Annotated in this window: 23 protein-coding genes; 19 read left to right on the plus strand and 4 right to left on the minus strand. The window is 44.5% G+C overall.

What is annotated here, in order from left to right; all coding sequences use genetic code 11:
- The 5 genes from JOJ89_RS08085 (at position 1) to JOJ89_RS08105 (ending at position 3,466) form a co-directional block, all read left to right on the plus strand.
- Complete coding sequence (locus JOJ89_RS08085; protein WP_087946297.1) at positions 1 to 150, plus strand: hypothetical protein; 150 nt, start codon at positions 1 to 3, stop codon at positions 148 to 150.
- A gap of 303 nt (positions 151 to 453) precedes the next feature.
- Positions 454 to 972 (plus strand): ribonuclease H-like YkuK family protein, encoded by a 519-nt coding sequence (locus JOJ89_RS08090; RefSeq protein ID WP_029565503.1) that lies wholly within the window; start codon positions 454 to 456, stop codon positions 970 to 972.
- Between the two features lie 73 nt (positions 973 to 1,045).
- Entirely contained in the window at positions 1,046 to 1,240 is a 195-nt protein-coding gene (gene abbA / locus JOJ89_RS08095; protein WP_029281550.1) for an antirepressor AbbA, read from the plus strand.
- Positions 1,241 to 1,437: 197 nt separating this feature from the next.
- A complete protein-coding gene (gene cbpB / locus JOJ89_RS08100; protein ID WP_029565505.1) occupies positions 1,438 to 1,872 on the plus strand; it encodes a cyclic-di-AMP-binding protein CbpB in 435 nt (144 codons plus the stop codon).
- Between the two features lie 64 nt (positions 1,873 to 1,936).
- Positions 1,937 to 3,466: an MDR family MFS transporter gene (locus JOJ89_RS08105; protein ID WP_051865146.1), complete on the plus strand. Its 1,530-nt coding sequence runs from the start codon at positions 1,937 to 1,939 to the stop codon at positions 3,464 to 3,466.
- Between the two features lie 20 nt (positions 3,467 to 3,486).
- Here the strand turns inward: JOJ89_RS08105 and JOJ89_RS08110 are convergent, their stop codons facing one another.
- Both JOJ89_RS08110 and JOJ89_RS08115 read right to left on the minus strand, forming a co-directional pair.
- Positions 3,487 to 3,849: a VOC family protein gene (locus JOJ89_RS08110; protein ID WP_029281544.1), complete on the minus strand. Its 363-nt coding sequence runs from the start codon at positions 3,847 to 3,849 to the stop codon at positions 3,487 to 3,489.
- Between the two features lie 11 nt (positions 3,850 to 3,860).
- On the minus strand, positions 3,861 to 4,592 hold the full coding sequence (locus JOJ89_RS08115) for a sulfite exporter TauE/SafE family protein (protein WP_029281542.1): 732 nt from the start codon (positions 4,590 to 4,592) through the stop codon (positions 3,861 to 3,863).
- A gap of 126 nt (positions 4,593 to 4,718) precedes the next feature.
- Here JOJ89_RS08115 and JOJ89_RS08120 point away from each other — a divergent pair, with 126 nt between their 5' ends.
- From JOJ89_RS08120 to JOJ89_RS08135, 4 genes are all read left to right on the plus strand, one after another.
- Positions 4,719 to 5,591 carry a transcriptional regulator CcpC gene (locus tag JOJ89_RS08120; RefSeq protein WP_029281541.1) on the plus strand — a complete coding sequence of 291 codons (873 nt, stop codon included), beginning with the start codon at positions 4,719 to 4,721 and terminating at the stop codon, positions 5,589 to 5,591.
- Positions 5,592 to 5,778: 187 nt separating this feature from the next.
- Positions 5,779 to 6,489 carry a 2,3,4,5-tetrahydropyridine-2,6-dicarboxylate N-acetyltransferase gene (dapD, locus tag JOJ89_RS08125; protein ID WP_029281540.1) on the plus strand — a complete coding sequence of 237 codons (711 nt, stop codon included), beginning with the start codon at positions 5,779 to 5,781 and terminating at the stop codon, positions 6,487 to 6,489.
- A 79-nt stretch (positions 6,490 to 6,568) separates the two neighbouring features.
- Positions 6,569 to 7,699: an N-acetyldiaminopimelate deacetylase gene (locus JOJ89_RS08130; RefSeq protein ID WP_029281539.1), complete on the plus strand. Its 1,131-nt coding sequence runs from the start codon at positions 6,569 to 6,571 to the stop codon at positions 7,697 to 7,699.
- A gap of 43 nt (positions 7,700 to 7,742) precedes the next feature.
- On the plus strand, positions 7,743 to 7,985 hold the full coding sequence (locus tag JOJ89_RS08135) for a YkuS family protein (protein WP_029281537.1): 243 nt from the start codon (positions 7,743 to 7,745) through the stop codon (positions 7,983 to 7,985).
- Between the two features lie 44 nt (positions 7,986 to 8,029).
- On the opposite strand, the gene JOJ89_RS08140 is transcribed toward JOJ89_RS08135, so the two are convergent.
- Positions 8,030 to 8,872, minus strand: a complete 843-nt coding sequence (locus JOJ89_RS08140; RefSeq protein WP_029281535.1) for a mechanosensitive ion channel family protein — start codon at positions 8,870 to 8,872, stop codon at positions 8,030 to 8,032.
- 331 nt (positions 8,873 to 9,203) lie between these two features.
- Between JOJ89_RS08140 and JOJ89_RS08145 the strand changes: the two genes are divergently transcribed.
- From JOJ89_RS08145 to JOJ89_RS08160, 4 genes are all read left to right on the plus strand, one after another.
- Positions 9,204 to 9,746 carry a peroxiredoxin gene (locus JOJ89_RS08145; RefSeq protein ID WP_029281532.1) on the plus strand — a complete coding sequence of 181 codons (543 nt, stop codon included), beginning with the start codon at positions 9,204 to 9,206 and terminating at the stop codon, positions 9,744 to 9,746.
- Positions 9,747 to 9,813: 67 nt separating this feature from the next.
- Positions 9,814 to 10,269 carry a TlpA disulfide reductase family protein gene (locus JOJ89_RS08150; protein ID WP_029281531.1) on the plus strand — a complete coding sequence of 152 codons (456 nt, stop codon included), beginning with the start codon at positions 9,814 to 9,816 and terminating at the stop codon, positions 10,267 to 10,269.
- A gap of 460 nt (positions 10,270 to 10,729) precedes the next feature.
- The gene (gene cspD, locus JOJ89_RS08155) at positions 10,730 to 10,930 is read left to right on the plus strand and encodes a cold-shock protein CspD (RefSeq protein ID WP_029281530.1); all 201 of its coding nucleotides are present in this window, start codon (positions 10,730 to 10,732) and stop codon (positions 10,928 to 10,930) included.
- 551 nt (positions 10,931 to 11,481) lie between these two features.
- Entirely contained in the window at positions 11,482 to 12,099 is a 618-nt protein-coding gene (locus JOJ89_RS08160; RefSeq protein ID WP_029281529.1) for an acetate uptake transporter, read from the plus strand.
- A gap of 44 nt (positions 12,100 to 12,143) precedes the next feature.
- Here the strand turns inward: JOJ89_RS08160 and JOJ89_RS08165 are convergent, their stop codons facing one another.
- On the minus strand, positions 12,144 to 12,434 hold the full coding sequence (locus JOJ89_RS08165) for a DUF6509 family protein (RefSeq protein ID WP_029281528.1): 291 nt from the start codon (positions 12,432 to 12,434) through the stop codon (positions 12,144 to 12,146).
- A gap of 254 nt (positions 12,435 to 12,688) precedes the next feature.
- Between JOJ89_RS08165 and JOJ89_RS08170 the strand changes: the two genes are divergently transcribed.
- The 6 genes from JOJ89_RS08170 (at position 12,689) to JOJ89_RS08195 (ending at position 19,573) form a co-directional block, all read left to right on the plus strand.
- Positions 12,689 to 13,579, plus strand: a complete 891-nt coding sequence (locus JOJ89_RS08170; RefSeq protein WP_029281527.1) for a nitrilase-related carbon-nitrogen hydrolase — start codon at positions 12,689 to 12,691, stop codon at positions 13,577 to 13,579.
- 19 nt (positions 13,580 to 13,598) lie between these two features.
- Positions 13,599 to 14,957 carry an NAD(P)-dependent oxidoreductase gene (locus JOJ89_RS08175; RefSeq protein ID WP_035206488.1) on the plus strand — a complete coding sequence of 453 codons (1,359 nt, stop codon included), beginning with the start codon at positions 13,599 to 13,601 and terminating at the stop codon, positions 14,955 to 14,957.
- A 152-nt stretch (positions 14,958 to 15,109) separates the two neighbouring features.
- Positions 15,110 to 16,390: an NAD-dependent dihydropyrimidine dehydrogenase subunit PreA gene (gene preA / locus JOJ89_RS08180; protein WP_029565509.1), complete on the plus strand. Its 1,281-nt coding sequence runs from the start codon at positions 15,110 to 15,112 to the stop codon at positions 16,388 to 16,390.
- 15 nt (positions 16,391 to 16,405) lie between these two features.
- Complete coding sequence (gene hydA / locus JOJ89_RS08185; RefSeq protein WP_203290082.1) at positions 16,406 to 17,824, plus strand: dihydropyrimidinase; 1,419 nt, start codon at positions 16,406 to 16,408, stop codon at positions 17,822 to 17,824.
- 50 nt (positions 17,825 to 17,874) lie between these two features.
- Positions 17,875 to 19,350: an NCS1 family transporter gene (locus JOJ89_RS08190; RefSeq protein ID WP_234703366.1), complete on the plus strand. Its 1,476-nt coding sequence runs from the start codon at positions 17,875 to 17,877 to the stop codon at positions 19,348 to 19,350.
- Positions 19,351 to 19,363: 13 nt separating this feature from the next.
- Positions 19,364 to 19,573, plus strand: a complete 210-nt coding sequence (locus JOJ89_RS08195; protein ID WP_029281518.1) for a hypothetical protein — start codon at positions 19,364 to 19,366, stop codon at positions 19,571 to 19,573.
- The last annotated feature ends 86 nt before the right edge of the window (positions 19,574 to 19,659 follow it).

A 19,659-nucleotide genomic window follows, 5' to 3' on the forward strand; every position in this document is an offset into this window, starting at 1 on the left:
ATGAATACGAAACCAAGCGTCATTTGTCCGAATTGCCATGAGCAGCAGCCGCTAAGTGAAGTGCTGACCGCTCTGTCGAATCAGAATGTCAATTATTCGTGTTCCAGCTGCCATTATCATATGCGTAATATTCAAACGAAAAAAGGGTAAACAGCCAAAATCATTGGCTGTTTTTTTTGCGTTCATTTTCTAGCTATAACCAACATTTGGTTAAATGAAAAAAGTTTTTATAAATTTGTGTGAAAATCCGAAACCTTCATTCAATTTCAATCGTTATATATAGTGACCCGGGAAAAGGAGGAGGATCTGTCCAGCGGAAAACAGCGGACTGTTTAAAAAGAGTGCTTTGAGGAAAAAATATACTATAAAATTTACGCCAATTTGCTCAATACTCTCTTCAGCCAAGCATATAATATCTTGGTTCTGTAATTTCCGCTGAAAAGGAGCTGTCATATGACTGACCATTTTGCCTTTTACAATGTCTCTGAAGGAAACATGTCATTTGAAGCTATGATCCATAAAATTAAATCCTTCCTGAAGAAAGACCCGAGAAGCACCTATCTTCTGTCAATCGGCACAGATTCACAGGTTCATCAGACAGAAACAAAGTTTATCACTGCTGTTCATGTTCACCGTCTTGGAAAAGGAGCGTGGGGCTGCCTGAAGAATACGGTCATCCCGCGGCCAATGACGAGCCTTCATGAGAAAATATCCATGGAAACGACTTTAAGCCAGGAGCTTGCCTATGCGTTTACTTCCGTTTATTTAGCAGAGCTTGCAGAAATTCTTATTCCTTATTCGGATGAAGGAGCAGATCTTACATTTGAAATTCATCTGGATATTGGGAGGAAGGGTGTGACAAAGGACCTTATTCAGGAGATGACCGGAAGAATTCAGGCTATGGGCCTGGAAGCAAAAATCAAGCCTGACTCCTATACTGCATTCAGCTATGCCAATCGGTTCACAAAATAATGAATCTGTCGGAATTTGCGGTTGACGCAGTGCTTTTTCTTTGATTAATCTACCATTAAGGGGGCAATCTATTATGAATTCTGCAGCAGAAATTCTTTCACAGGACGACCAAAAATTTTTAGTTGAGCTTCTTCTTAAACAGCAATATGCTCTGGAACTTGTCAGCAGTGAGATTTATGAAATTGAAAACGGCACAAAACAGTCCGATCATGCAACTTATCAAAAACTGATCCGGCTTTATGACCGAATCCGATTTGAAGTGAAATGATTACATACACCTGGTACTCTTAGCAAGAGTATCTTTTTTTTGCTTTTCATGTTGGAAGATGCAAATAAGAGGATGGCAGAGGGAAGATGAGTCCGCATTTCTTTGCCTCTTTGTGGTAGAATAAAAAGGTGGTTTGAACATTATTAAAGCGGGGTAAATGGGTTCGGTGTGAACTTTTTTAGAGAGGGAGAACAAATGTGATCAGCATACATACAAAGAATGAATCAACGATAGAAGAATATATGATACCTTCAGATAAGGTTGCACATGTACAGATTGGGAATAACCTTGAGCATGCGCTGCTTGTTTTGACAAAAACAGGCTACACGGCGGTGCCGGTTCTTGATCCTTTCTTTAAACTGCATGGACTTCTTGGCACAAACATGATGATGGATGCTATCTTAGGCCTCCAGCGAATCGAATTTGAAAAGCTTGAACATATGAAGGTTGAAGAAGCAATGAATGCGGATATTCCAAGGCTGCATTTGAAAGATCCAATATCAAAAGGGCTGGATTTAGTCATTGATCACTCTTTTGTCTGCGTTGTCGATGATGACGGCATATTTGAGGGAATCTTGACAAGACGCGCCATTTTGAAAGAACTGCAAAAACAAATGACTGAAAACAGATAAATTCCGGGAGAGAAGGAGAGGTATATTTGCTCCTTCTTTTGCTTTTTTAAAGAAAAGGGAGACGATGAAGGTGGCACAGGCTATTCTTGAAAAAGAAGAAATCAAGCAGCAGTCTTCGAATATGAAGCGCCCATTTATCCTGGCTGCGGTTATGCTCGCAATGTTTATGGCTGCCATCGAGGCCACGATTGTATCTACAGCCATGCCTGCGATTGTAGGGGAGCTTGGAGGATTTTCATTATACAGCTGGGTTTTTTCATCCTATTTGCTGATGAATGCTGTTACCGTATTGATTTATGGAAAGTTATCCGATCTATTCGGCAGAAAGCCTGTTCTAATATTCGGCATTTCTGTTTTTCTCGCCGGTTCTGCAATGTGCGGGATGGTCAGCTCGATGGAGTGGCTGATTGCAGCACGTTTTATTCAGGGGTTTGGTGCTGGCGCTGTCATGCCGATTGCATCGACAATTGTCGGGGATATTTATACAAAAGAAGAACGGGCTAAAATTCAGGGATATTTATCAAGCGTATGGGGGATTTCAGCCATTATGGGACCGGCAATCGGCGGGCTGTTAGTCCAGTTTGTGAGCTGGAGATTCGTCTTTTGGGTCAATATTCCGCTTGGGCTTTTAGCGATTGCAGGGCTTGTTTTATATCTCCATGAAAATGTGGAGCGGAAAAAACATGAAATTGATTACAAAGGAGCCCTATTCTTATTTCTTTCCATAAGCACAGCGATGATTGTTCTTGTAGAAGGAGGCATCAGATGGCCATGGATGTCAAGTCCGGTGCTGCTGATCTCATCGGCAGCCATTCTTACTTTTGTCCTATTTATTCGACAGGAAAAACGAGCAAAAGAGCCTATGATGCCGTTTAGTATCTGGAAAGAAAAAAGCATTTTCATCGCAAATATGACCTCATTAACAACAGGTGTCATGCTGATTGGAATCTCTTCTTTTCTGCCGGCATTTGTACAGGCTGTGATGGGACAGACTCCGATTGTAGCGGGATTCACTCTTACCGCTATGTCCATTGGCTGGCCAATCGCATCAACTATATCAGGCCGGCTTCTTTTTAAAATTGGTTTTAGAACCACCTCGGTTATCGGGGGTGCAGCCCTGATTGCCGGAAGTGCTGTTTTCTTCACGCTGACACCTGACGACGGCCCTCTCTGGGCTGCCTTTGGTTCCTTCCTGGTCGGCATAGGGATGGGAATGACCACAACGGCTTTCATTGTCTCTATTCAAAGTACAGTCAGCTGGGAGCAGCGGGGTTCGGCAACAGCGGCAAACATGTTTATGCGAACGCTGGGCAATACGATCGGCGCTGCTCTGCTTGGAGGCATTTTAAATACCCGGCTGCAGTCTTATTTCAGAGAAGAAGGAATTGGCGAAACAATCGATCTAGATTCCGTGAACAGGCTCCTCAGCCCTGAGGAAGCATCAAAGCTTTCTGCTGATGCTATGCAGGCTTTAAAAGAAGGGCTGACCTACTCCCTGCACAGTGTCTATATCATGGTGTTTGTATTTGCTGTTATCAGTTTCGCGCTTATATTGAGGCTTCCGAAAGAAAAGAAAGAGGCGCAGGAGAAATAACTCCCGCGCCTTTTTGCTATTTAATTCAGTTCAAGCAGTTCAATCCGGTTTCCGAACGGATCGTAAAATGAAAATCTGTTAACACCCGGAACCCCAATTTCTTCTTTTATCTCTACAGAAAGCTTAGTCAGAAAATCCCTGGCACCTTCAAGATCTTCTACTTCAAAGGCAGGATGCCGCTTGCTTTTGGTGCCGTCCGTTTCCTCAAGGCCGATATGAAGTTCTATTTCTCCTGCCCGGCACCAGAAACCGCCATTTTTCAGAAGGGCAGGCGGCTTGGGTATCTCTTCAAATCCGAGCTCTTGAATGTAAAACTTTCGGGCATGTTCTTCTTCTGCAGGAGAAACGCACAGCTGCAGATGATGGAGTCTTTTTATTTTCATTAGAAAACCTCCTATACGATAAGGTTATAGAATAACTGCAGAATGAGGAGAACAGTGATCAGGCGTATCAGCCAAGCCGCCTGTTTAAAACTGAGCTTTGCTGCAAAACGTACGGCAATCTGTGCTCCAAGTATGCTTCCTGCAGCAAGGCTCAGCGCAATATTCCAGTTCATGATGCCTGAGAAGGCGTAGGCTGTGAATGCCCCGGTGCAGCTTAAGAAAGTCTGAAAACGTGTAAAGGCAACCGATTTAATATAGGTAAATCCGTTATGCAAAAAAGTGTACATAAGGAGAGTTCCCTGTCCGGGGCCGAACATGCCGTCATACGCTCCAATTCCAAATACAAGCGGGTAAAGCCGTTTCTTCAGCCGGGGTTCGGCCATTTTCTGTTCCTGCGGTTTTTTCAAAAGATTGAGCCCTAAAGCGAAAAGGAGGAGAAAAAGAGCGATGACAGTCATCACTTCCCCGTTCAGCTGACTTGTGAAGTAAGCCCCGAGTATGCCTCCGCCAATCGTAAAAGGCGCAGTTGCCGCCATTTCTTTTACGTTCGCTTCCTTTTTTTTCACAAGGACAGCAAAGCTTGAAAACGAACTTAGCGTATTTGCAAATTTGTTGGAGGAGATAATGGTGTGAATAGGCAGTCCGTACATGAGCATAAGGGGCATGTTAATCATCCCGCCGCTTCCTGCAAGTGTTCCGATGAAGGTTGCTGCAGTACCGATGAAAAAAATCGGCCATTCCATAAAGCATCACATCTTCCTGAGGAGTTAAAGCGCGCTTTTCAACCTTAGTATATTCTTCGAGTGACAATAATGAAATTATGAATAAATTAGCATATAATATAAGGAAAACTTATAGAGGAGGTATTTATGCAGCTGACTGAATTAAAAATGCTCGTAGTTCTATCTGAAGAAATGAATATGAGAAAAGCATCCGAACGGCTTTTTGTTTCCCAGCCTGCGCTGTCACAAAGGCTGCAGTCCATCGAGAAGTCATGGGGCTTTCAAATTTTTATCCGTTCACAAAAAGGGCTGACGCTTACGCCTGCGGGAGAAAAGATTGTAGCATTCGCAAAAGAAGTGACAAAGAAAGAAGAAAAACTGCGTGAAGAAATTTCAGAGCTTGAAGGAGAAGTGCACGGAACGCTGAAAATCGCTGTGGCATCCATCATTGGACAGCACTGGCTGCCTAACATCCTAAAAAAATATGTCAGCAAATATCCTCATGCAAAGATTTCCCTTGTTACGGGGTGGAGCAGCGAGATTTTAAAAAGCATGTATGAAGATCACGTTCACCTTGGCATCATCAGAGGAAATCCGGAGTGGAAAGGGGTCAAGAAGCACTTGCTGACAGACACCCTGTACTTAGTGGATTCAGAAATTCATAAGGTTGAGGATTTAATTGATACCGAGCGGCCCTTTATTCAGTTTAAAAGCGACTCATCCTATTATCAGGAGATTCAGGATTGGTGGCATAAACATTTTCAGAGCAGTCCAAAGCGCACGATTGTTGTCGACCAGATTGAAACGTGCAAACAAATGGCCTACAACGGAATCGGATATGCGATACTTCCGTCAGTCACGCTTGTGGACGACAATCGGGACATTCATAAAATCCCATTATTAAACGAGCACGGAGATCCAATAGTAAGGGATACATGGCTGCTTGGGTTTGAGTCATCGTTTAAATTGAAACAAGTGCAGGCATTTCTCGATATTCTGAACGAAGAAGGGATATCGTAAAAGTGACGATTTTTTTGCAAGCAGCTGATAAAGCTGTTTTTTTATTTCAGCTAATGTTTGCAGATACAGCTGCAGAAGGGAGGCTGCCGGAAAATCAATGATAGGAATGCAGCGCCAGGTTTCAGCTTGTCAACAAACCCGTCCTTTGATACAGTAATGAGGTATATAGTCTGAAGGAGGAATACATATGAAAATGATGGATGCGAATGAGATTATCTCGTTCATTCAAAATAGTACAAAATCGACACCTGTGAAAGTTTATGTGAAAGGTGATCTTGAAGGAATCGATTTTGGATCTTCTTCACAAACATTCATAAACGGCAACAGCGGTGTTGTTTTTGGCGAATGGGCTGAAATTCAAACGGTTCTTTCTCAAAATCAAGCGAAAATAGATGATTTTGTTGTGGAAAATGACCGCCGCAATTCAGCGATTCCGCTTCTTGACATGAAAAACATCAAAGCGCGAATTGAGCCAGGCGCAATTATCCGCGACCAAGTGGAAATCGGCGATAACGCTGTTATTATGATGGGAGCTTCCATCAACATCGGTTCAGTAATCGGCGAAGGCACGATGATTGATATGAACGTTGTTCTTGGCGGCCGTGCTACAGTAGGGAAAAACTGCCATATTGGAGCGGGATCTGTTCTTGCAGGCGTCATCGAACCGCCATCTGCAAAGCCGGTTGTCATCGAAGATGATGTTGTTATCGGAGCCAATGCCGTTGTATTAGAAGGTGTTACTGTAGGTAAAGGCGCTGTCGTTGCTGCAGGCGCAATCGTCATTGATGATGTTGAGCCTTATACAGTTGTAGCAGGTACGCCTGCCCGCAAAATTAAAGAAATCGATGAAAAAACAAAATCAAAAACTGAAATCAAACAAGAGCTTAGACAGCTTTAATACTTGAATGATTGACCGGCGTGGGTGTTTTAGCACCCACGCCTTCTCTATAGAATCAGGGGGGATACGATTGGATCAAATGCACCTATTGTCAAAAATCAGACAGGATCTGCACCGCATTCCTGAGCTTGGCTTCCAGGAGTTTAAAACTCAAGCCTACCTTTTGGAACATCTCGGGCATTTACCGGCAGAAAGACTCGAAATCAAAAAGTGGAAAACCGGTTTGTTTGTAAAAGTGAAAGGAACAGCTCCTTTGAAAACACTTGCTTACCGTGCAGATATTGACGGACTTCCCATCCGGGAGGAAACAGGCTATGAGTTCAAGTCCCATCATCCTGAGCTCATGCACGCTTGCGGCCATGATTTCCATATGACGATTGCGCTTGGAATCATTCAGTATTTCGTCAAGCACCCTGTAAGAGATGATCTGCTGTTTCTTTTTCAGCCTGCAGAGGAAGGTCCCGGAGGAGCTGAACCGATGCTAAGGAGCGAAATAATGAAGGAGTGGAAGCCTGATTTCATTACGGCTCTTCACATTGCCCCTGAATATCCTGTCGGGACAATCGCTACACGTCCCGGTCTTTTATTTGCGAATACATCGGAATTATTCATTGACTTAAAGGGGAAAGGCGGACATGCAGCCTATCCGCATACGGCTCAAGACATGATTGTAGCGGCTGCATCACTTGTCACCCAGCTTCAGACGGTTGTTTCAAGAAACGTTGATCCGCTTGACAGTGCGGTGATTACGTTCGGGAAGATAACAGGAGGCACCGTTCAGAACATTATTGCAGAGAACGCAAGGCTTGAAGGAACAATCCGGACACTGTCCGTAGAGTCGATGGATAAAGTGAAAGAACGGATTGAAGCCCTTGTGAGAGGGCTTGAGGTCGGCTATTCCTGCAGCGCGTCCATTGATTACGGTTCGATGTACCATCAGGTATACAACCATCATGAGCTGACGGAAGAATTCATGGAATTTGCAAAAGTGAACACAGATACTGAGGTTGTACTGTGCAGAGAGGCCATGACGGGCGAAGATTTTGGATATATGCTGGATGAGATTCCGGGATTTATGTTCTGGCTCGGAGTGGACTCCCCGTTTGGACTTCATCATTCAAAGCTTCAGCCTAAAGAGGAAGCAATAGGGGCGGCTGTTGACCTTATGTGCAGATATTTTCTCTACAAAGCGAACGGCTTATCAGAATAAAGGTCCCTCCTATGAGACACATTAGTCTTAGGAGGTGGATGAGATGCCAAAAATCGGTGTTGAACAATCATTATCAGACGTAACAGCTGCACTTCAGTCAAAGGGGTATGATGTTGTAGAACTCCGCAATGAAGAGGATGCAAAAGGCTGTGACTGCTGCATTATTACAGGCCAGGATTCCAACATTATGGGAATCAGCAATGCTGTAACAAGCGGTTCTGTTTTTACAGCAAGCGGTTATACAGCTGATGAAATCTGCCAGCAGGTAGAGAGCAGGCTTCAATAAAAAAGAAATGAGCTGCCGAAGCCGGCAGCTCATTTGCTGTTTTTTTACTGTTTCTTCTCAATATAAACCTGATGAGGAAACGGGATTTCAATTCCGTGTGCATCAAGTGTTTCTTTCACTTTTTTACGAAGATTGCGCTCTACGCCCCATTGCATCATATTCTCTGTCTTGGCGATAATCCGGATCACAACATCCGATGCGCCAAGGCTTTGAACACCGATCACACTTGGTCCTTCAATGATCGATGCATCCTCGGCGGCCATTTCATCACACGCCTTTTGAATAACCGATATAGCCTCATCGATATTATCATCGTATGAAATGCCGATATCAACGAGAGCACGCATGTTGCCTCTTGAATGATTGCTTAAGCTGATGATCTCTCTGTTCGGCACATAATTAAGCGTCCCGTCAAAGCTTCTGATCTGAGTGGTCCGAAGGCCAACCTGCTCAACGATTCCAGAATATCCTGCTGTTGTTACATAATCCTCCACATCAAGCTGTTTTTCAAGGAGCAGGAAGAAGCCTGTCACCACATCGCTGACAAGTCCCTGTGCGCCGAAACCGATGGCAAGTCCTACAACTCCAGCCCCTGCGAGAAGAGCAGTTGCATCGTATTCAAATACTTCAAACACCATCACGACAAAAATAAAGATCAGAATATATGAGAAGAGATTGAGTGTCAGACTCTGCAGCGTTCTGGATCTCCCAATTGAAATGGACTGACGCTCCTGAACCCTCTTAAACGTCTTTTCAACCACTCTTGTGCCAATAGCCCTTACAACCAAAAAAGCAATAAGTATGCCGATCAGCTTGAGTGTGATGACACCGGCTGCAGTCAAAATGCCAACCCAGTTTACTCTGCTGATTAAATCAAAAAATTCCATGAACCAACATCCTTCCTGTACTAATAAAGTAAGACTAATTATTTGGTTACCCCAAGGACATCATGTTAAACTTGATTTTGTAGAATTTAATCAGAAATTGCTGAGATTTGGTGATTGTTTTCAATCTGAAAAGGGAATACCAATACATGTGCTCCTATTTAGGCACAGAGCCTTTTTAAATTAATTATTATTTAACATTGACTAAAAATAGTCGTTGCACTATAATGGTCAATGTGAAATAAACAAGACAACAATTGAGAAAATCGATTTGTGATTCTCAATTAAGCTGATATCGATACCAGATATCAATTACATATTGGAGGGATACATCATGGCAGAACGCATGGTAGGTAAACAAGCACCGCGCTTTGAAATGGATGCGGTAATGGCTGACAAGGAATTTGGAAAAGTAAGCCTTGAAGAAAATATGAAAAACGACAAATGGACAGTGCTGTTCTTTTATCCAATGGACTTCACGTTCGTTTGCCCGACTGAAATTACATCAATGTCAGACCGTTATGATGAGTTTGAAGATCTTGATGCTGAAGTAATCGGCGTTTCTACTGATACAATTCACACTCATCTTGCATGGATCAACACAGACCGCAAAGAAAACGGCCTTGGCGATCTTAAATTCCCGCTTGCAGCGGATACAAACCATATGGTTTCACGCGAATACGGCGTCCTTATTGAAGAAGAAGGCGTAGCTCTTCGCGGACTATTCATCATCAATCCTGACGGCGAACTTCAATACGCTGTTGTTAACCACAACAACATCGGCCGTGACGTAGATGAAACACTTCGTGTGCTTCAGGCTCTTCAAACTGGCGGACTTTGCCCGGCTAACTGGAAACCTGGACAAGCTACACTTTAATAAACGGTTGATGAGAGGTCTAACTATTTGTTAGGCCTTTTTTAAACAAGCAATGGAGGGAAACACAATGAAATTACGTGCACAAATGCCGGAATTAAGCGGCGCGACTGAATGGCTGAACGGCCAGCAGACGAAAGAAGATTTAATTGGAGAAAAACCTACACTGATTCACTTCTGGTCAGTAAGCTGCCACCTCTGCAAAGAAGCAATGCCTCAGGTAAATGAATTCAGAGACCAGTATAAAGACAAACTGAATGTAGTGGCTGTTCACATGCCAAGATCAGAAGACGACCTGAACCTTGAGGACATCAAAAAAGTTGCGGCTGAGCATGATATTACACAGCCAATCTTTGTTGACAGTGAGCATAAGCTTACAGATGCATTCGAAAATCAGTATGTTCCTGCTTATTATGTATTTGACAAAACAGGAGCACTCCGTCACTTCCAGGCAGGCGGAAGCGGCATGAAAATGCTTGAGAAACGTGTAAACCGCGTGCTTGCCGAAACAGAAAACGCAGAATGAAAAAATAGCGCTCCGTTCTGCGGAGCGCTTTCTTTTTTCGACATTTTTAACCATTTATTTGATTTTCTAAACCTTTCCATGTATAATGAAAAAGTTAGTTCATTATGAAATACCCTTCTACCATATTAATAATGAGTCAATCAGTCCTTATATGGACAAATGCTTCAAATTCAAATCCTTTGATTTTTGTTAGCTCAATTCAAGCTGGCGCGGTCATCGGAGCCGCAAGGACGAGAGAGAGGTAGGGCTTTCGTTGCTTTGTGTTCACAGATAATAAATGAATAACCAATAGATTTGTCAAACTATCAAAATCTTTTCATGATTTTATATGGCATTTAGCATTCACATGTTATAAAGACTATCTATTCCTCTAATTGATACTCTTTATAATATGTGAATATTTTATTTACCATGTTGTAAATAGTAGGGCATATTAAAAAATTTTTGGAGGTTTTCTCTCATGACGACTGGAAAAGTAAAATGGTTCAATTCAGAAAAAGGCTTTGGATTTATCGAAGTTGAAGGCGGAAACGACGTATTCGTTCACTTCAGCGCGATCACAGGCGAAGGGTACAAAACATTAGAAGAAGGCCAAGAAGTTGAATTCAACATCGTTGAAGGCAACCGCGGACCTCAAGCTGAGAATGTTGTAAAATTATAATGAACGAAAAAGCCGCTCAGGTCTGAGCGGCTTTTTTTATGCGCTTTTTTCCTGGATTTGCAGCAAAAAAAACCAGGAAATCCAGGTTTAGAACTGAACTGATGGCTGGACCTTTCGCAGTTTCGTGCGATGCAAGCGGGTAATGACCTTTCGCAGAGTCCGTTGATGCATGAGGTGTCATAAGCAACTGGTATATGACCTTCGGCAGATTCAGCTGATGAAGGAAGGGTTATAAGCAAGCAGGTAATGACCTCTCGCAGAGTTCTTCAAAGCCTGAAGGGTCATAAGCAATCAGTTAATGACCTTTCGCAGAGTCCGTCGATGCATGAGGGGTCATAAGCAATAAGGCAATGACCTTTCACAGAACCCATCGATGCATATAGAGTCATAAGATGCTAAAATATGACCTTTCACAAAGTCCGGTGATGAATGAAAGGTCATAAATATCTTTGGAAACGGTTACCTTTATCAGCTCATGAAAAATCCATTGACACGAGTATCTGCATCCTGTATCGTGGTCGAGTATGTGTTAAAAATTTAGGAGGCTCACCATGAATCAACAAAATGTACAGCAAGTAAAAATCACTACTGCAGATCCTTCAGCAATCGGGCTTTTTGGACTCGCTATGGTAACACTAGTGGCTTCGTCACAAAAACTAGGATTAACTGACGGGCTTTCTCTTATATTGCCTTGGGCTATATTCCTCGGAGGTTTTGCCCAGCTTTTTGCAAGTATTCACGACGCAAAGCATAACAACACATTTGGAACAACTGCTTTTGGCGCTTTTGGCCTTTTCTGGCTTGGAGTCGGCGCAACTTGGCTGATTCAAATGGGAGTGTTCGGCGAGAAGCTTGCAGCAGCTGCCGATCCGAAACAGCTTGGCTTTGCCTTTATCGGCTATCTGATCTTCAGTCTGTTCATGACAGTCGGTGCGATGGAAACACATAAGGTATTGTTTTTGATTTTTGTTTTTATCGATTTTTTATTTATCGGACTTTCATTAAGTGCTTTTGATATCATGCATGAGGCAACCCACATGCTTGCTGCTGTATCTGAAATGATCATTGCCCTGCTGTCGTTCTACGGTTCTGCTGCAGCGGTGCTGAATACTCATTTCGGAAAAACAGTGCTGCCTGTTGGAAAACCTTTTGGGATTTTCAAAAAATAAGCAAAAGAAAAACGAGCAGGGTGCTTACCCTGCTCGTTTTTTTTCTATTCTTCTCTGTAATGCTTCTGGCAAAATGCTTTAACCATCATTTCTTCTTCTTCTTCAAGCTCAAAATCAAGGACGGCATTTGTTTCCTGCTCCATCAGATGATAAACAGAAACGGTTCCTTCACCGGTGTCGTTAACAGCAAAAATCACCTTCATGAGAAGACCTTTTTCAGTATAAAGCTCATCCTCTTCATCTACCTCAAGGTCAAGAATAAATTCATACCGGTCTCCGGTGAGAATGCCAAATGGATCCTGCAGTTTTTCAACCGTATAGGCTGCAATGTTCATTATGTATCATTCCAATCTTTCAGGGTATACTCCCTACCTATCCTACCTAAAAAGTGTCCATAAAACAACTTTATAGAAAAGAGTGTCAGATTTACTGACAGCACTCTGCTTATATTTTACATTCTGCAAGACAAATCTCCTTAACCATTTAACAATTTGTACAGTGTAAACCCAATTTGTTAAAAGTAAAATAGAGACAGGTATTATTTTTTTAATATTTAGACTATTTATTTGACGCAGAGGAGGTTTTTTATATGCCGGATAAGGTGGTCATCGGTTTAATTCAGGCAAGCAACGATACAGACGGAAATGAGGCTGTGGATATCCATAAAGAACGGGCGATTGAAAAGCACGTGAAGCTTGTGAGGGAAGCAAGCAGCAGGGGTGCGCAGATTGTCTGTCTTCAGGAGATATTCTACGGCCCTTATTTCTGCACGGAACAGAATACGAAATGGTACGATGCAGCAGAGGAAATTCCAAACGGGCCGACCACAAAACGGTTTCAGGAGCTTGCCCGGGAGCTTGGAACGGTGATCGTGCTGCCGATCTATGAAAGGGAAGGAATAGCAACCTATTATAATACAGCTGCTGTCATTGACGCGGATGGAACGTATTTAGGGAAATACCGCAAACATCATATCCCTCATGTCGGAGTCGGAAAAGACGGCGGCGGTTTTTGGGAGAAGTTCTACTTTAAGCCAGGCAATCTAGGCTACCCTGTTTTTGATACAGCGTTTGCGAAGATCGGTGTCTATATTTGCTATGACAGGCACTTTCCTGAGGGAGCAAGGCTTCTCGGGCTGAACGGTGCGGAAATTGTTTTTAATCCTTCAGCAACAGTTGCAGGCCTGTCTGAATACCTTTGGAAGCTTGAACAGCCTGCACATGCTGTCGCAAATGGCTATTATATTGGCGCCATCAACAGGGTGGGATATGAGGGGCCTTGGAATATGGGTGAATTTTACGGACAATCCTATCTCGCCGATCCAAGGGGCAGATTTGTTGCGGAAGGAAGCCGTGACAGAGATGAAGTGGTCATTGGAGAGATGGATAAAAAAGTGATCCGCGAAGTCCGGGATACCTGGCAATTTTACCGTGACAGACGCCCTGAAACGTATCAGGAAATGACGGCCCTGCTGCCTTAAAAAGGAGGTAATGAGCTTGATGAGAGAGATTACGGCCCATGAACTTGAACAAAATTTCATGGAAGTAGAACCGCCCCTGTCTGCCAGGGAAGCACTTGAGGAAGCAAACCGGTGCTTGTACTGCTATGATGCACCGTGCATTAAAGCCTGTCCGACCGGCATCGATATTCCTTCTTTTATTAAGAAAATCGCTTCAGGAAATTTGAAAGGATCAGCTAAAACCATTATGTCGGCAAATCCCGTCGGCGCAAGCTGCTCCCGTGTTTGTCCGACTGAGGAACTTTGCGAGGGAGCCTGTGTGCTGAATTCTTCCACGAAACCGATTATGATCGGCAACCTTCAGCGCTATGCAACCGACTGGGCGATTCATAATGAGCAGGTCCTGTTTAAAGCAGGGGAGAAGAACGGAAAAAACGTTGCCGTTGTAGGCGGCGGTCCTGCAGGTCTCTCGGCTGCAAGAGAACTTGCCCTGCTTGGATATGAAGTCACCATTTTTGAAGCGGAAAGTCAGGCAGGCGGCTTAAACACATACGGCATTGTTTCATTCAGGCTGCCGCAGGCCATTTCGTTTTGGGAAGTCGATCAGGTGAAGAGCCTAGATGTGAAGATCAGAACGAATACCAAAGTTGGAAGAGACATTTTGCCTTCAGAGCTGCTTGAGGAGTATGATGCCGTGATTCTTGCCGCAGGCATGGCTGCTGTGCCAAAGCTTGGCATAGAAGGCGAGGATGCAGATGGTGTCTATGATGCGATTGAATTTGTCAAAGAAACAAAAACGGAAAAAACGCTTAAGCTTGCGGGGAAAAAAGCGGTCGTAATTGGTGCAGGGAATACGGCAATCGATGCTGCAACCTGCTCAGTCCGCCTTGGTGCAGAGGATGTGAGCATTCTTTACAGACGAACAAGAGCTGAAATGACAGCCTACGAGTTTGAGTATGAATTTGCCAAACAGGATGGCGTCGTCTTCAGATGGCTGACGGCACCAAAGCGGATTATTAAAAATGAAGAAAATAAAGTGACTGGCCTTGAATGCATCAAAATGGAGCTTGTTTCAGCAAGAGAAGGAGAACGTCCGCGTCCGGTGCCTGTTGAAGGATCTGAATTCATCATTGAAACAGATGCAGTAATCCGGGCAATCGGCCAATCAAGATATGTATCTCTCATAGAGAGTTTTGGGCTCGACCATGCAGACGGAGTCGTAAAGCTCTCATCAGGGACTTATCAGACCTCGAATGATAAAGTGTTTGCCTGCGGTGACGTAATCTTCGGAAAGGGCCAGGGCGAAGCCATGGTCGTCTCTGCAGCCCAGCAGGGGAAACTGACAGCTTATCAGATTCACAAAAAACTAATATCAGAGGCGCTCAACCCTGCTTTGTGATTTCAATTTGTCATTAGGAACTGCCCACCGCCTAGCTCCTCGGCCAGAACGGCTCAGCCATAAAAAGCAAACCCGGCTTTTTCTGGCTGATCCTTTTCTGTCCTTCGGAGCTGATCGAGGCGGTTCCACTTTTCTATAAAGGAGGATTCACTATGGCTGATTTAAAGATTGATCTTGCCGGGATACGGTCTCCGAATCCGTTCTGGCTTGCTTCAGCCCCGCCGACAAACTCGGGCTACCAGGTTCAGAGGGCATTTGAAGCAGGCTGGGGGGGAGCTGTCTGGAAAACACTCGGTGATCCGATCCTGAATGTTTCTTCACGGTTTGCAGCAGTCAGTTTTAATGGACAGCGCGTTGCAGGCTTTAACAATATTGAGCTTATTACAGACCGGCCGCTTGAAGTGAACCTTAAGGAAATTTATGAAACGAAAAAAAGGTTTCCGAATCATGCCATTATCGCTTCCTTAATGGTTGAGCCAAAACAGGAAAAGTGGCATGAAATTGTTAAGCGTGTTGAAGATGTCGGAGTTGACGGGCTTGAACTGAATTTCGGCTGTCCTCACGGTATGGCAGAGCGAGGAATGGGCGCGGCCTCAGGTCAAGTGCCTGACCTTGTCGAAAGGCAGACATACTGGGCGAAAGAAGCTGCGAAAACGCCTGTTATCGTGAAGCTGACACCAAATATTACCGATATCACCGTGACCGCAGAAGCTGCAGTGGCAGGCGGAGCTGATGCGATCTCGATGATCAATACGATCAACAGCCTTGCAGGAGTAGACATCGATACATGGAATACGATTCCGCATGTAGCAGGAAAAGGGGCTCACGGCGGATATTGCGGTCCTGCTGTTAAGCCGATTGCGCTGAACATGGTCGCTGAATGTGCGAGGAATCCCCGCATCAATGTTCCGATATCAGGAATAGGAGGGATTTCAAACTGGAAGGACACCGTTGAATTCATGCTGATGGGAGCAACCGGCGTGCAGGTATGCACAGCTGCCATGCATCACGGCTTCCGTATAGTTGAAGACATGATTGAAGGTCTTTCAAACTACTTGGATGAAAAGGGTCTTGCGTCCGTTATGGACCTTGTCGGGAAATCGGTTGAAAGGTATTCAGATTGGGGCGAGCTTGATCTGAATTATAAAATTGCTGCAAGAATTAATGAAGACGTCTGCATTAACTGCAATAAATGCCATATTGCTTGCGAAGACACGTCCCATCAGTGCATTGATATGCTGATGACGTCTGACGGAAAACCATACTTAAAAGTAAGGGAAGAAGATTGCGTCGGCTGCAATCTCTGTTCTATCGTCTGTCCTGTTGACGGGGCTATCGACATGGTTGAACTTGCAAATGAGCTGCCGCCAATGACGTGGAACGAGCGTCAGTCAGCGATTGCTTCTCTTGGAACGTCCAATGCTGTGAAATAGGAAAGGGGGATACACATGAAAAAACTCATTAAAAACGGAACGATTGTGACGGCTTCTGATACCTTTCAGGGAGATATTCTCATTATCGGAGAACAGATTGCTGCCATTGGCCTCAATCTGACAGAAAACGGTGCAGAAATCATTGATGCAAACGGATGCTACATTTTCCCGGGAGGAATTGACCCTCATACACACCTTGATATGCCGTTTGGAGGAACCGTTACTAAAGATGATTTTGAAACAGGGACAACCGCAGCAGCCTTTGGAGGCACAACGACCATCATCGATTTCTGCCTGACGGAAAAAGGAAAGCCATTAAAGGATGCCATCCAGACCTGGCATAAGAAATCCAAAGACAAAGCCGTAATTGATTACAGCTTCCACTTAATGATTTCAGAAATCAATGATCATGTCCTTGATGAATTGCCTTCTGTCATTGAAGAAGAAGGAATTTCTTCCTTTAAAGTCTTTATGGCCTACAAAAATGTTTTTCAGGCAGATGATGAAACCCTTTTCCGGACACTGCTCACCGCAAAAGAGCTCGGCGGTCTTGTCATGGTTCACGCAGAAAACGGGGACGTGATTGATTATTTAACAAAAAAGGCACTCCAAGAAGGCAAAACAGATCCGGTTTATCATGCTCTTACACGTCCGCCTGAAGTAGAAGGCGAAGCAACAGGAAGAGCAGCCCAGCTCACAGGTCTTGCGGGATCACAGCTGTATGTCGTTCATGTTTCCTGTGCAGAGGCTGTAGAAAAAATAGCCGAAGCAAGAAGCAGAGGCTTTGATGTCTGGGGAGAAACATGCCCGCAATATCTTGTGCTTGATCAGTCTTATTTAGAAAAGCCTGAGTTCGAAGGGGCCAAGTACGTCTGGTCACCGCCGCTGCGCGAGAAAAAGCACCAGGATGTTTTGTGGAACGCCATGAAAACAGGCGTGCTGCAGACACTTGGTTCTGATCAGTGCTCGTTTGATTTTAATGGCCAAAAGGATCTTGGCAAGGGGGACTTTACGAAAATTCCTAACGGCGGGCCGATTATTGAGGACCGTTTCAGCATTCTCTTTTCTGAAGGGGTAAGTAAAGGCAGGATCAGTTTAAATCAGTTCGTTGATTTAACGAGCACCAAGGCTGCGAAGCTGTTCGGCCTGTATCCGAAAAAAGGAACCATTGCCGTTGGCTCTGATGCCGATCTTGTGCTGTTTGACCCGTCAGCAGAGAGAACGATTTCTGCTTCAACCCACCACATGGCTGTGGACTATAATGCGTTTGAAGGCATGGAGGTGAAAGGAGTGCCCGTTTCTGTTCTTTCAAAAGGGGAATTTGTCGTGCGCGACAGACAGTTTGCAGGAAAAGCAGGGACCGGGCAATATATAAAACGGGCCAAATACGGGGAACAGCTTGGAACAGCCGGCTCTTCAAAAGTCTCAATATAAGAGTAAGGCTTTGAAAATTTAAATGTTTCATGCGGAAGGGGACATGTATTGTGGCGAAAGGTTATTTGAAATCTCCGGATTTGCTGCCGATTCCTCATCATAAGAAAAACATTGGTTCACTTGGTTTTGGCCTGATTTGGGTAGGGATGGCTGTTGTTCTTGCTGCATTTGCCATTGGGGGTTCCGGGGTTCAGTCTCTTCCGCTTGGATGGGTCGTGGCCGCCACCATAGTTGGATCCGTTGCCCTTGGTTTTATTATGACGCTAACAGGAGACATTGGTGTTGAGCACGGTTTAAGTTTTCCAGTTTACATGAGAGCGCCGTTTGGTACGGTTGGAACACACATTCCGTCTGTAGTGAGGGGATTTGTGGCTTCCTGCTGGTTTGGAGTCAATACGTTTTTCGGAGCAAGCGCGATGAATGCGATTCTTGCAACTTTATTTGGATTTGATAATTGGATGGTCTGCTTTTTCATCTTTGCCATTTTGCAAGTTGTCAACACGGCTCTTGGCATGAAAGCGATCGAGCGCTTTGCAGATCTCGCGGCACCCGTTATTATTCTTATTTCCGGATGGATGTATTTTACGCTGTCAGATCAGGCTCTTGCGCAGGGAAGAAGCGTCTGGTCGTGGGTAGAGAGTCCGGCAGCCGGAGGGGCAGCTGTCACCGCTTTTATGGTTGTCATCATGGCGAACATGGGATTTTGGGGAACGCTTGCGGCAGATATGCCCTCCCTTTCCAGGTTTGTAAAGGCGCCTAAAATGGAGCGTAATTGGTTTAAGCGAAACAGGAGCCAAATCGCAGGAAATCTGATCGCCTATCCAATTGTTCAAACGTTTATGGTCGTCATTGGTGCTGTGTCCTATATCGCTGTGACGAACTATGATCCTGTTGTTGCCCTGCAGCAGTCTGCAACAGGCATCATTCTCGGCATATTGCTCATTATGATCGTCCTGGCCCAGTGGTCGACAAATACGTCCGCTAACCTCATACCGGCCGCGACCATTTTTTCAAATGTCGGCGGTCCGAAAGTTCCTTTTTGGGCAGGGGTTGCGGTTGCGGGCATAATCGGAATTGTCGTGCAGCCGTGGAGTCTGTTTGGGGTCATTATTGAAATTCTGCTCGTTGTCGGAGGCATTCTTTCTGCCATCTGCGGCATTTTAATTTCAGACTACTATCTTCTCAGAAAGCGGAGAGTGAATGTAAAAGATCTTTACGAAGCTGAAGGGCAGTACAAATACTATAAAGGCATCAATGCAGCGGGCTACATTGCCTGGATTGCCGGGGGAGCAGCTGCAGTAATCTTTAAAGACTACTCTTTTATCATAGGTTTTGCAGCCGGAGGGGCAAGCTACTATCTTCTTGCAAAATACTGGTGGTTTAAAAAATATGCACAGGCTGAGATCAATGACCCGGATGATTCCAAGTATCTTGGCATAACTGCGGGTAACGACTGGATCATTGACCTTGAAGAGGAATATGAACCGAACATCGCAATCACAGCTGCTCCAACAGAACATATTTAATAGGAGGAGAAGGATGTCAGATTATCAGGAGTATCTTGCTGAACGGGACAAAATGGATTACTATCTCGGAAAAGGGTGGAAGATTTCTTCCGTTACGGAAAACCTGAGCGGAGCATTCCTTGTCTTCAAAGATCAGGATGATACTGAGGCGGAGATGCATGTGAAAACGGCTGACGGTCGAAAATACTTTTCGGCCATGCTGATTGCACAAGCTAAAAATTGACATGGTTCGACGCGGATAGGGCAGATTTTGTCCTATCTTTTTTGTGAGAAAAGCTGACAAACGTATAGTGTTCACCCTGTGCCTCT

Source organism: Metabacillus sp. cB07, from assembly GCF_016839225.1.
Lineage (GTDB): Bacteria > Bacillota > Bacilli > Bacillales > Bacillaceae > Bacillus_P > Bacillus_P indicus.

Coding starts and splice junctions, on each gene's coding strand:
- JOJ89_RS08085 (WP_087946297.1), top strand. CDS start 1: ATGAATACGAAACCAAGCGTCATTTGTCCGAATTGCCATGAGCAGCAG.
- JOJ89_RS08090 (WP_029565503.1), top strand. CDS start 454: ATGACTGACCATTTTGCCTTTTACAATGTCTCTGAAGGAAACATGTCA.
- abbA (WP_029281550.1), top strand. CDS start 1,046: ATGAATTCTGCAGCAGAAATTCTTTCACAGGACGACCAAAAATTTTTA.
- JOJ89_RS08105 (WP_051865146.1), top strand. CDS start 1,937: ATGAAGGTGGCACAGGCTATTCTTGAAAAAGAAGAAATCAAGCAGCAG.
- JOJ89_RS08110 (WP_029281544.1), bottom strand. CDS start 3,849: ATGAAAATAAAAAGACTCCATCATCTGCAGCTGTGCGTTTCTCCTGCA.
- JOJ89_RS08115 (WP_029281542.1), bottom strand. CDS start 4,592: ATGGAATGGCCGATTTTTTTCATCGGTACTGCAGCAACCTTCATCGGA.
- JOJ89_RS08120 (WP_029281541.1), top strand. CDS start 4,719: ATGCAGCTGACTGAATTAAAAATGCTCGTAGTTCTATCTGAAGAAATG.
- dapD (WP_029281540.1), top strand. CDS start 5,779: ATGAAAATGATGGATGCGAATGAGATTATCTCGTTCATTCAAAATAGT.
- JOJ89_RS08130 (WP_029281539.1), top strand. CDS start 6,569: ATGCACCTATTGTCAAAAATCAGACAGGATCTGCACCGCATTCCTGAG.
- JOJ89_RS08135 (WP_029281537.1), top strand. CDS start 7,743: ATGCCAAAAATCGGTGTTGAACAATCATTATCAGACGTAACAGCTGCA.
- JOJ89_RS08140 (WP_029281535.1), bottom strand. CDS start 8,872: ATGGAATTTTTTGATTTAATCAGCAGAGTAAACTGGGTTGGCATTTTG.
- JOJ89_RS08145 (WP_029281532.1), top strand. CDS start 9,204: ATGGCAGAACGCATGGTAGGTAAACAAGCACCGCGCTTTGAAATGGAT.
- JOJ89_RS08150 (WP_029281531.1), top strand. CDS start 9,814: ATGAAATTACGTGCACAAATGCCGGAATTAAGCGGCGCGACTGAATGG.
- cspD (WP_029281530.1), top strand. CDS start 10,730: ATGACGACTGGAAAAGTAAAATGGTTCAATTCAGAAAAAGGCTTTGGA.
- JOJ89_RS08160 (WP_029281529.1), top strand. CDS start 11,482: ATGAATCAACAAAATGTACAGCAAGTAAAAATCACTACTGCAGATCCT.
- JOJ89_RS08165 (WP_029281528.1), bottom strand. CDS start 12,434: ATGAACATTGCAGCCTATACGGTTGAAAAACTGCAGGATCCATTTGGC.
- JOJ89_RS08170 (WP_029281527.1), top strand. CDS start 12,689: ATGCCGGATAAGGTGGTCATCGGTTTAATTCAGGCAAGCAACGATACA.
- JOJ89_RS08175 (WP_035206488.1), top strand. CDS start 13,599: ATGAGAGAGATTACGGCCCATGAACTTGAACAAAATTTCATGGAAGTA.
- preA (WP_029565509.1), top strand. CDS start 15,110: ATGGCTGATTTAAAGATTGATCTTGCCGGGATACGGTCTCCGAATCCG.
- hydA (WP_203290082.1), top strand. CDS start 16,406: ATGAAAAAACTCATTAAAAACGGAACGATTGTGACGGCTTCTGATACC.
- JOJ89_RS08195 (WP_029281518.1), top strand. CDS start 19,364: ATGTCAGATTATCAGGAGTATCTTGCTGAACGGGACAAAATGGATTAC.